This is a genomic window from Petralouisia muris (assembly GCF_004793545.1).
In the GTDB taxonomy this organism is placed as follows: Bacteria; Bacillota; Clostridia; order Lachnospirales; family Lachnospiraceae; genus Petralouisia; species Petralouisia muris.
The window spans coordinates 1-11,664 of sequence record NZ_SRYA01000107.1 but is presented as its reverse complement, the minus strand read 5'-3'; the positions used below and the strand labels follow the sequence as shown (position 1 = coordinate 11,664).

At 38.6% G+C, this 11,664-nt stretch carries 10 protein-coding genes; 9 read left to right on the top strand and 1 reads right to left on the bottom strand.

Translation table 11 applies throughout. From position 1 onward, the window contains the following. The first annotated feature begins 56 nt into the window (after nucleotides 1-56). From E5329_RS26265 to E5329_RS26225, 9 genes are all read left to right on the top strand, one after another. Complete coding sequence (locus tag E5329_RS26265) at nucleotides 57-332, top strand: YkgJ family cysteine cluster protein (protein WP_275443768.1); 276 nt, start codon at nucleotides 57-59, stop codon at nucleotides 330-332. Nucleotides 333-396: 64 nt separating this feature from the next. Continuing rightward, the gene (locus E5329_RS26260; RefSeq protein WP_135992163.1) at nucleotides 397-879 is read left to right on the top strand and encodes an AAA family ATPase; all 483 of its coding nucleotides are present in this window, start codon (nucleotides 397-399) and stop codon (nucleotides 877-879) included. After that, a complete protein-coding gene (locus tag E5329_RS26255; RefSeq protein WP_135992162.1) occupies nucleotides 851-1,105 on the top strand; it encodes a ParA family protein in 255 nt (84 codons plus the stop codon). Before E5329_RS26260 ends, E5329_RS26255 begins: the two co-directional genes overlap by 29 nt. Before the next feature lie 78 nt (nucleotides 1,106-1,183). Then, nucleotides 1,184-1,633 (top strand): hypothetical protein, encoded by a 450-nt coding sequence (locus E5329_RS26250; RefSeq protein WP_135992161.1) that lies wholly within the window; start codon nucleotides 1,184-1,186, stop codon nucleotides 1,631-1,633. A gap of 395 nt (nucleotides 1,634-2,028) precedes the next feature. Continuing rightward, nucleotides 2,029-2,520 carry a hypothetical protein gene (locus tag E5329_RS26245; protein ID WP_135992160.1) on the top strand — a complete coding sequence of 164 codons (492 nt, stop codon included), beginning with the start codon at nucleotides 2,029-2,031 and terminating at the stop codon, nucleotides 2,518-2,520. Beyond that, complete coding sequence (locus tag E5329_RS26240; RefSeq protein ID WP_135992159.1) at nucleotides 2,511-2,873, top strand: hypothetical protein; 363 nt, start codon at nucleotides 2,511-2,513, stop codon at nucleotides 2,871-2,873. Before E5329_RS26245 ends, E5329_RS26240 begins: the two co-directional genes overlap by 10 nt. Further along, entirely contained in the window at nucleotides 2,866-3,432 is a 567-nt protein-coding gene (locus E5329_RS26235) for a hypothetical protein (RefSeq protein WP_135992158.1), read from the top strand. Before E5329_RS26240 ends, E5329_RS26235 begins: the two co-directional genes overlap by 8 nt. 209 nt (nucleotides 3,433-3,641) lie before the next feature. Further along, nucleotides 3,642-7,352 carry a toll/interleukin-1 receptor domain-containing protein gene (locus E5329_RS26230; RefSeq protein ID WP_135992157.1) on the top strand — a complete coding sequence of 1,237 codons (3,711 nt, stop codon included), beginning with the start codon at nucleotides 3,642-3,644 and terminating at the stop codon, nucleotides 7,350-7,352. Nucleotides 7,353-7,391: 39 nt separating this feature from the next. Next, complete coding sequence (locus tag E5329_RS26225; protein WP_168356783.1) at nucleotides 7,392-11,015, top strand: tetratricopeptide repeat protein; 3,624 nt, start codon at nucleotides 7,392-7,394, stop codon at nucleotides 11,013-11,015. A 281-nt stretch (nucleotides 11,016-11,296) separates the two neighbouring features. Here the strand turns inward: E5329_RS26225 and E5329_RS31185 are convergent. Continuing rightward, a partial coding sequence (locus E5329_RS31185; RefSeq protein ID WP_330572372.1) for an adenine nucleotide alpha hydrolase family protein occupies nucleotides 11,297-11,664 on the bottom strand: 368 nt, incomplete at its 5' end.

Here is an 11,664-nt window from a genome sequence, read left to right as displayed (position 1 = left end):
AGTAACACAAAAGGGGAAAATACAAAATAAGCTTTTCCGGTTTATCCGGGTTAGGAATGTCAAAGGAAGAATTTATAGCGGAATACTTGAAAGAAAAGCCGGCAGACGGAAGATATACAACTCAGCATAGGCCCTGTGATTTTCTGGACGCCGATGGCTCCTGTAAATTAGGAGAACATCGGCCGGAAAGCTGCAAAAAATTTCCATATACGGATCAGCCAGAACGGCTCCATAGCCTGTACAGTATGCTGGAAGCGATAGAAGTCTGTCCGGTTGCATTTGAAATATACGAAAGGCTGAAAAAAGAGTATGGGTTTCGCCATAGAAGATAACGTTACAGTGGGACATGCTATGAAGCACAGACAGATAAACAGCTGCGAATGAGGAGAGTTTGCTATGACAAAGAAAATTTTTTTTGGAAATTATAAGGGCGGAGTAGGAAAGACTACAACAGTATTTGAAATAGGAGTTCATTTGGCTACTGAATATCAACAGAAAGTATTGCTGATAGATTTGGATCCCCAATGTTCTTTGAGTAAAATATGTCAGGATTGCAGAAATGAAGAGTTATCAGGACTAGATGTGGGGCACACATTAAATTATGTGTTGGAATTATATGCAGAGTATATACGCCAGGCAAGCCGCCTGGACATTTTGGAAAAAAATATACATACTAATTTTGAAAAGGTGATTGACGCCATTCAGCCGATCCCAAAGCATTCTTCTGCCGGAGATGGCTGCCTGGACTTTGTCCCTACCGTGTTAGACATGAAAAACAGCAGGATAAATGATATTGCTGACAGATTTTCTAAGGATACAAGGAATATTCTGGTGATTTCAAGATTTTTGGATGACATTCAGAAGGAAATGGATTTTTGATTTTATTTTGATTGATTGTCCGCCTACCAGTAATCTGATCATTCAGAGTGTGTTTTTGGCCTGTGATTATTATCTTATACCTACTGTGGGCGATGAAATAAGCACAGACGGCGTAGCGGATTATATCACAGAGATTGAAAGCACCTATTTAAAATATGCCTATGATGATAAGATTGGCGGATTATGGGGTGCCTCTTACTGTGAGTATGGGCGATATGCACGATGAATACAGTGAAATCACAAGATATATTTATGAAATGATAGCGTAATGATTTTAGAGGCAAGAGAAAGGAATAGAAGATTTATGGATATGGAGCTTAGTGGGAAGGAAAAGGATATATTAAAGACCTTGCTTAAATGTTACAAAGACTTTGGATCTTTGAAGGACAGCGGTGCACTCCGTAAGGGATATTTTAAATACTCTGCCGAAGAAGCAGAAGCGGCAGTGCATAAACTAATCAGTCCGCCAGAAGAAGGCACGGCAGCAAAGAAATCAGCTGTTCGTGATGAAATACAGAAAATAGATAATATTGAAATGGCAAAACAGTTCTATCTGGAATATCTGGTATATGACAAAGAAGATGCAGAGGCAAAGAAAAAATGTTTAAAATCTATTTCGCTGGATGAATTGAAGCTGTTGTATAAAAAGATTTATAGTGAAGAGACACGATCTAAAATAACAAAAGAAGAGGCGCTTTTGCAGATCGAGAAATATTTTAATGGGATTGAGCGGGCGTTAAGTATGAAGCCGTGAGTATACCGGCGGCAAATTTTGCTGTTATAGCGGCATAAGTTTGAATGAGATTTTTACAAATATTATGGAAAATTGTTGAAATTTATGCCAAATCGGTATATAATAACGGACAGGTGGTTACTTGGGAGTACATAATGTAGGGGAAACAAATTTCTTTTATCCGATTTTTAAGGAAATTATCTTGTGACACACCAACTGGCCGTTTGCTTTAACTGTAGGATTTAGGTAAATTTCTGGTGTCGATTTTTCGTTATATGAGAAAGATACATAGTATTATAAAATTTGGAATTGTAATCAGAACTATATATTTACATAGAATATTATAAAATGCTTTTAGAATTGTGAAACAATACATAATGAAATGTAGGGGCTAAATATACTGAAGAAGGGGAATAATGAGAAACGTAAGAGAGACTATGGCTGTTGCCGATGAAAATATTACTTGGAACAATGATAGTAAAAAAAGAAAAATGGAGAATCTGAAAAAGAGGTTTTGTAATTGGTTTTTGGGTATTGGAATTTCTTTTTTACCGTTAATTGCCCTTCCATTTTCCAATTTGGTGTATCAAGGTGATATAGGCAATTTTTTCTATGAACTTTTTTGCGACATCAGTGTTATGTTTATAGGAATTACGTTTGCAATTTCATCAATGAATGATTTTATTGATGAAAGCATAGAGAAAAAGCAGGACGGCTGGATTATGCTTAATTTAATTTGCCTTTTGGCAGGAGCCATTTTTTATTCTGTTATAGTAGTGCAGAATAAAGGGGCAGATATGAATCAGGATATTATTTTTAAGGTGAATTTAGGTTATTTTGTATTAATGTTTTTTTTATCGGCAGGCAGATATTTAAGAGAGATAAGGGAGGTGAAGAAATGCAGTTAATGAAAGTGTCAGCAATGTTTGTTTTTGCTGTGTCGGCTTTTGCGCTGTTGTACAGGACTTATTTTCCAATTGTGAAAGATATTTGGGTTGATAGAATAAGGAATAAAAAGAATGCAGTGGATGAAACAGAGGGGATAGTTCAAAGTAACCTGAGCAAATTAAGAAAGGCGGGTGATTCTGTCGAAAAGGCGGCGGCTTTTGTTGTGTTGATGAATTTATCATATGTATTAGTGCACACATTGGTAAATAAAGGAAATAATTATAATGATAGGGTTCAGAGTCTGAAATTTCGTAAGTCGTTAACGCCAGAAACATTAACCCGGCTGAGGAGTTTGGAGGGGGAACATGAATAGCGTTCGTTCAGAATTTGTGAAAGCGAGCAAAGTGCTAGAGTATTTTGCTCATAATAATGATAAATTTGAGCAACGTTTTAGTTCTTTGTTAGACAATATGATTGACTTTATTAAAAAGGCGGGAATAGAGGGAAAAGTTACGGTCAATGAACTGTCGTTAGGGTATATGTTGCTTGATTATTTTGAAGACATCAGACGTTTAAAAGAATTTCATAAAATTGAGCATATAAATAGTATAAAAATTGTAGCTTATACGTCATATTGGTTTTTACGGAGAAAGCCAATACAAATATTGGAGCAGGAGAAAGAGTTGCTGTATATTAATGAAAGATTTGTATTGGCATACATTATGGATTTTATGAGCGGAGATGATGAGGTTCCGATTCTTCTTAGGGAGAATGATGGGTTAAAATCATTTTCAGAGTCGTTATTTTATTTTTTAAAGTATAGGTTTCGAGAAGCAAGTAGTCTGGAGATTATGCTGACTGCTTTTTTTGCAGGACAGATTTATCAGGAAAAGGAAATAGATTTAAGCGGTTGCTTGGCGAAATATGTTTAACTATGAGTTTCCCAATTTGTAGTACAATGATATGTACTGCAGATTGGGAAACTCATAGTATATAGAGCGGTTTGGGTATGAAAGAATCACCAAGCCCAAAATTTCAAAAATCTTGTATATATGAACAGAATACGCCTAAAATTGATCTTCACCCCATTCAGAACAAATCTGGATAAAAGCTGGCAAACGCACAGAGGGAGATGAGATAAGTGAAAAAAGGGACTGAAAGAGAGAAATTTCACAATTATTACGGTTTTATATGCCATAGGGAGCCGGACAAAAAATTTGCGTTAAAGTTACAGCGCAAATTGGAACGATACCGCATTCCGGGGAAAATCCGAAAGGAGAATGGCATTAAAACCAGCCATATCCGTCATATTTTTGTAGATAATCCGGATCTGTATGGGGCGGAATTAAAACAGAATATTATAGACAGCCTTAACATTTCAGATAAATTGATTGTGCTATGTTCCCAGGCAAGCGCTTCTCCGGTAAATGGGGAGAAAGAGTGGAGCAGCCCCCAGCAGATAGATTGGAGGCAGAATCCAGCAGAAACAGGCTGGATTGGATTTGAGATCCGTACTTTTATGGATAAAAATCCAGAAGATAAGCCCTATAAAAATATCATTCCCGTTGTCATAGACGGAGATCCGAAAACGGGAGACTGTTTTCACTATCTTTTAAAGGAGCACATAGACAGGAATGAGATAAGGTGGTATGACTTCAGGGAATGGGGAAAACTGCAGATTCCCCAAAACAGGCAGGGAAAGCGGGATGCATTGACAGATCTGATCATTGAACTGCTGTCGTTATCGGATGTGGAGGAATTTAGGAGAAGGGACAAAACAAGGCGGCGGCTGCAGACGGTTTCTGCTGGCGTGGGTGCAGCAGTTTTGGGTCTGTGTTCTGTCTGGGGATATGATTACTGGGTTCCGCATGAAAAAATTTATCAGGACTATATCCTTGTGGACGAGAAACCAGTAGGGATCCATGAATTGTCAGACAATGAGAGGAAGAAAGTTTCGGATTATTACAGCATTACCACCAGAAAATCCAGCAGGACGATCCGGTTAGAGCACCTTAATTCCTGTAAAACGCCGGTGGAGGAGGATGCCTGGAATCATCCATATGGGCCGATGATCGCTGTTTACAAATGCAGGGATAATGGAAAGCTGGATGTGGCGGAGTATTTAGATCGGAATGGAATCGTGCAGATGACCTATTCTTACGCCACGGATATGGCGTTCGTCAGTTTTCAAGAGAATCAATATGTCAGCAGGCAGGTATATCCCATTTCCAGTATAAATGCTTACGGAATTCCCAACCGGATGAAAATAGACAGGTATGCCTTGAACATGGATGAAGAGGGAAAATTGTTTCGTCGCATGTATATGTCCGGGGTAAATTATGCCATCAATGAAGAAGGCATTGCAGGTGAGGAGTATATCTATGATTCTCAGGGGCGCATTACTTCTATTTACTTTCTGAACAGAAAAGAGGAGAGAACGGTAAATCAAAATGGGGTTTCTGGGTTGAAGCTGACCTATGGAAAGAATGGCGCCGTCAGCTGTGCGGCTTATTATGGGCTGGAAGATGAACTGACCTATGGGCCGGACGCCTTCGCTTATATGGAAATGAAAGAAGACGGAAAGGAAAGGGTCACAGAATATTACGGGATAGATGGAAATTTAGTGATTTCAGAGATGGGATACGCCATCTGCAGGGAACGATATAATGATAAAATGCAAGTGGAATACAGGGCTTATTATGGAACGGAACAAGAGCCTGTATTTTGTGAAGATAAATATCATGCTGTTTCCTTTGGTTATAATGAATTTGGCGATCCAACCGTGACGGAATATTTTAATGGAGACGGGGAACGGATTCTGTGCAAAGATGGATATGCTGTTCTGAAATTGAATTATGATCCCTGTGGAAATATTTTACAGGAAGATTATTATGGCTCAGACAATCAGCCTCTTGTGATGGACAACCAGGTGTTTCGCATCAAGCGTAAATTTGACGACAAGGGATATTTGAGAGAAGAGGCTTATTACGGTGTATCCGGGGAAGAGATCTTTTCGAAGGAAGGATATTTCTGTAAAAAGAATGAGATTGACGCGAAAGGAAGATTAGAATCTGTATCTTATTATGGGACAAAGGGAGAGGCTGTGTACTGCGCTGAGGGTTATCATAAAGCTGTTTTTGGATATGATGCTCGGGATAATATGTCGCTGGTTGAGGTTTACGGAACGAAGGGGCAGTTGATTCCCTTTAGCGGCTTCTGGGCGAAGCAGGAATTATCTTATAACGGCGGCGGAAATGTTGAAAATGTCACGTATTATAATCAATTTGATAAGTTAGTGAACGTTCCGGGCAATTATGCGAGGATAGAAAATAAGTATGACGACAGGGGATTGCTGGAATCCACATCCTATTATAATGCAGATGGAAAACTGTCAGCGGATCGTTCCATGAATGCATCAGGCATTCAGTCAGGAGAACGTTTTTTTGCGAAAGTGGTCTTTGCATATGACGAAGGGGGAAATCCTGAGAAAACAGAATATTATGACGAAGAAGGAAACCTGACATCAGACTATCCCTTTTCCACAAAACTCCAAAGATATGATGAGACAGGAAAATTAATCCAGGACAGTTATGTATTGCCGGATGGGACAAGGCCGGAAAATTATTTTAATGATGTGTATTATGCCTATGACGATTATGGGCATCTGTCAGGAACAGAGTACTATGGAGCGAAAGAAGCGCCTATGGAGACCCAGACCGTAACCGGAACAAAGGCTCACAGGATAATACAAACCTTGGATTACCGGGGGAATGTGCTGGAACGGAAGGTCTATGACAAAGACCAGATACAGACAGAGCATGTGAGATATCAGTATAATAAGGATGGATTTGAGACTTTAAGGGAGTACCTGGACGAAAAGGGGCAAAAGACTTTGTGCAGGTACGGGTATGCAAAGGCGGAAATGGAATATGACAAATGGAATAATCTGATTGGGTGTGCCTATTATGACGAAAATGATAACCTGACGGTTGCAAAGGAGGGATATGCTTTTTACCGATGTGAGTTTGATAAAAATGGCATGATGACAGAGCTCTCTTTTTTCGGTGCAGACGGGAAAGCGATTAAGATTCCAAATGGATATTCCTGTATTCGGGAAACTGTGAATCAAAGAAGAAATGTCACAGAGGCAGTATTTCTGGATGAAACAGGAGAAGAAATTTTTACCTATCATGTTTCTTATAATGAAAATGGGCAAAAAATTATGGAATCCCGGGAGATTTCGGGAGCGCCGGATAACGTTCAGTGGATAGCCAGGAAAAATCTATACTATGATTCTTATGGGAACCAGTGCCGGGAAGAATATTATGACGAGGCAGGAAACCCGGTATTAGCTTATAGCGTACTCGCGGGATGGGAGTCCGTATACAATGAATTAGGTCTGGAAACAAAGAGAACTTATTTAGACATGGATTTGAAGCCGGTGTGTATTCCGGAAGGGTTTGCTTCTGCAGAATTTCGGTATGATGACTATGGAAGGGAAAAAGAGAGAAAATTTTTAGATGAAAATGGGATAGAATCAAACTGTAAGTTTGGATTCAGCCGTTATGAAATTACATATACGGAAAATGGTGAAACCAAAGATACGGTGTTTTATGATGCGGCAGGGAATGTATTGACGGACGTAAACGGGGAAGTGTCATTGGTAGAGTTAAATATCAATGGGCGTACAAATCCGGACGGCGCAAGATACCATGCAGAGTTGGGGCAATGGAGCAGAGGCCCTGTAGTGAGCCAGTCCCGCAAGGTTACCCGCATTGCGTTTTACCATGAGGATGGAAGCTGTGATTTAATGCTGCAGCCCTATGTTCCTATAAGGCCTTATGGAATGTAAGAATTGTCAATGGTTTTAAAACAGAAAGAGATGTTCGTGTTGAAAAAAGTAAAATTATTCTTATCATCGACATTTGAGCCGCTAATGATAAGCCAAAGGGATTTATTTAGAAATGAATTGCGCTTCCGGCTGGAAAAGGAACTGGGGAAGTGCGGAATTTACTTTTATTTATATGATTTTGAATTGGGAATACCCAGAAATACAAGGCCGAAATTTGTAATACGCCAGTGCTTGCAGGCAGTGAAAGCAAGCAATATTTTTATCGGCATTGTAGGAAATGAGTATGGAACGCCGGTGCAGACATTTCTTAGAGAGACAAAAGAGAGGGAAAGATTAAAAGAAGAATACCCGATGCTGGCAGAGGCCATTGACAGAAATGTGAGCGTATTGGAATTGGAGTTTCTCTATGCGTTAGCATCAGAACACAAGAAGAAATTATTTCTTACTGTAAATGACAATGTAGGAGAGAGGAATAGGAAAACTGGCGGATTAATATCATTAATACAGCAATCGGGACAGAAATGTCAGGAAGTTTCTGATGCCGGCCAGTTTAAGAATATTGTAATTCGTTGGGTTTTAAGTAAAATTCATGAAAGTGTGAAAGAGATAGAGCCGTGTATGCTTACAGCATATGCCATAAGGAAAACAAAATGTTATGTAAAAGACAGGCAGCTCTCAGAGGTATACCAATATCTGGAGAGTACGTCGAGAAAAATATTGTGTATCCACGGCAAAAAGGGCGGCGGGAAAACAGTTTTGGCTGCCCGGATGTATCTGGATCAATATCTGCCTGGTATGTGTTTTGCATTTGCAGGATGTGAAGCTTATACGCTAAGTGAAATAATATTGATTTTACTGAAGCAAATAATACATAAGTTGGACGCGTTTTCTGTAAATGTGATTTTACCGGATTACCTGCCAGAAAATGTAAAAATGGTTCTGACAACCAATAATAAATCACTGGTTTCTGATAGGAAAGTGTCTTTTTTGCACCATACTTCTGTGGACAGTTACAAGGTTCTTCAAAAAATTCTGTGGACAGAGGGAAAACAGGGAGAAAGCAGGCGCATAGCAGAAAATTGGATTTTTCGTAGAAGGGCAAAAATTTCATTGGAATATGTTTATGTATTTATCTCGGAATTAAATGCCGCTGCCAAATATGATACGGTAACAAGAATGTTGTATAGAAATGCTTTACAGGCAGGCGGGCTTCTGAATTTGTATACTGCTTTTTTGCGAAGGATGTTAGGAAGGTTTTCCGGGAAAGAGAATTATATAAGGGAAATGATGCTTTATTTTGTTTCTACGGAAAATGGTTTAACAGAAAAGGAATTGAAGCTGCTGGTCGGATTTGTAGACGAAGAAATACTTTCATTTGTGTATCCATATCTGGAAATAACCGGGGAACAGCGTATGCTAATTGGTTCCGGGGAATTTAACAGGGCTGTTTGCCAACTATGGGAGGTGGGAGAAAATCATTTACATAGTTTTAGGAAAAATATCATAAAAGTATGTTTTCAGGATGCCAAAGCTGATCCTGTGCTTGGCAGGGAATTGCTGTATCAGCTGCTGCATATTCGGGATAAAGTATGGACGGGGAAAGTTCTTGCAGATATTCAGATTGTAGACAGCATTACATATTATAATGAAGAGTATGCACTGGGGTGTCTCCAGAAACTTCATAATTATAAACAAATTTTGCAGTCATGGTCAGAGTTTGAAGTTACAGAAAAAAATTATATCTGTATGATTACGATAATTAATATGGAATTGGAACAAGGGATGTATGATTGCGCGCAAAAACATTTGGAAATGATGCTTGGGTTATTAAGGCAAGGCAGGATAACGCTGAATGATGCAGGAAATATTTATAATCAATTGTCTGTATTATATGCAAAAAGGCTTCAGTATAACAAAGCGTACAGATATGCAAAAGAGGCGATAAGAATTGCCCAGGAAAGCGGGGAAAGTTCTGTTCAGATATGTGAATATAAAAATCTGTTATGCAGAATGTATATGAATACAGGACATTATGGAATGGCATATGCATTGGGGCGCAGGCTTTTGGAATTTTACAGAAATCCGTTTTTTGAAGATACCGTAAACAGCTTGCGAATTCGCATAACACTTCTTAATAGTTTGAATAAACAGTGCAGGGATAAAGAATACCAAAAAGAATATGTCGGGTTGATGCCGCGGCTGGAAGCTGTGTTTGGAAAAGCACATTCAGAAGTAATGCAAGTGAGAATTTTGAATATTCATTTCCTAATACGTCGGGGACACCTGGAACGTGCGTTAATACAGTGCAGAAAAGTCTGGAAAATAGCAGACATAGCCAGCGATTTTAAGATAGAGGTACTTTTGGCGGAATGTGATATTTACTATTGCTTGAGGGATTGGAAAAAAGAAGCTGAATCTTTGAAGAAAACAGGAGAACTTTTAAGAGAGGAGGGAAATAAAGGGACGGTCGAAGAAATTTCCTGGTATGAAAAAATAATATGTTACTTCATCGAAACTGGAAAACCGAAAGAGGCGGTAAGGGCTGGAAAAAGAGTTCAGAATCTGCTGGAACCTTGCCATGGGGCTGAGTTGTGGGAGGCCGATAATTTTTTAAATATGGGAGCAGCATATGAAGTTATGGGACAAAACCAGAATGCTTTGGAAAATTACCAGAATGCGATACAGGTTTTGAAAGAGCAAAAAGATGTTTTTCATGAAAAAGAAGCAGATATTTATAATCAAATCGGTTCTTGTTTTCAGAATATGCAGCTTTATGCAAAAGCATATAAGGCTTATCGAAAAGCATTAGATATGTTACAAAAAGATTCTTGTTTTCAGCATGAACTGTATGGAGCAATCCTGAATAATATGGGTCAGCTGATGCAGGAAACAGAACATGAAAGAGAAGCAGTAAAATATTATGCAGAAGCATTGAAATGCTATCGAGGTTATTATCAAGATGATAATATGCATATTGCAACTACTTTGGATAATTTGGGCAGTGTTTTTGATAGGAAAGAAGAATATAAAAAAGCAGTTCATTTTCATTTGAAAGGGTTATGGTATCGTTTCAGGCACGGCGGACTGCACATGCCTTCAACAGTGACTTCCTTGCACAATTTAGCAAATACGTGGAGCTTGGACGGAAAGCATTTTTTGGCATGCGTCACAGAACGTATGGCGGTTGCCGGATTAAAGAATCAGGAAGTCTCAGTGGAAGATTATCCGATTTATCTATGTATGGGGCAAGCGTTGGAACATATGCATTTCAGGAAGTCGGCATTTTGTTATTATGTCCGGGCTTATCATCTGCTGAGCAGAAAAAAAGAGATTGTTTCAGAGACGGCAGAAATAAATTTAATATTAGCAACATTTGGCAGGGATTGGGAGAAAGATATTAGTGCCCTGAAAAAATTGCAGGCTGCAGAAAGGCTGCTGAAAAATAAAAAAAATCTATACAGAAAGGATTATGAGTTGAGTATAGCAGTGTATTTCTCAATGGAAAGATACTATTGTTATCATGGTAGATATCATGCAGCGTTAAAGTGTTTGGATGCAGCAGAAGAGATAATAAACTGCAATTTGGACAAGGAAGAATATGGAGAAATTTGCGAGACAATTTTTACGGTAAGGACAGAGATAAAAGATTGCATAGAAAGGTAATAGGAGTATTATTTTGCGGACTGGATTATCTCATTACAAGTGGAATTACGGTAAGAGATTCTGCAATAGGAGTTATGCTATGCTATGCTTTGCAGACTGGAAAATGTCCTGGAGAAGACAGGTAAGGCACGAAATAGAGGGGCTGCCGGGAAATGACTGTTTTTCGCAACATATATGGTGAGCGTTTCGGCATTATGGCAATATCTTGTATGCGAATTTCATTTTCCGACAGACACCCTTTATTTGGAAGCAGTTGTTGTTATGTGTGAAGTGTTGTGCTGTTAGATTTCATGGTTCATGCACATATGATATAGTACAGTAAACGGATCTTTATTGTTGGGATCTGAACATTGTTTTTCCCAATTCTTCAAATCATGTACAGTAATTTTTATCAGTTCTTTTAAGTTTGGAGTAAATTCTATATTACGTTTAAACGCTAATCCATGTTCTAATACAGGTTCGATAATATCCCTTTTCTTTTGTATTAAGCCTGCTACATTTAATTCATAATAGAGCCAGGGAGATTCTGTTTTTTTGTTTATATTGATAGAAGAGGGTGTATTGAGAAAAAACATACATTCACATTTATCAATCGTAAACGGTAGATAGTGGGTACCTATACAAAACTGGAGCAAACCTGTATGATAGA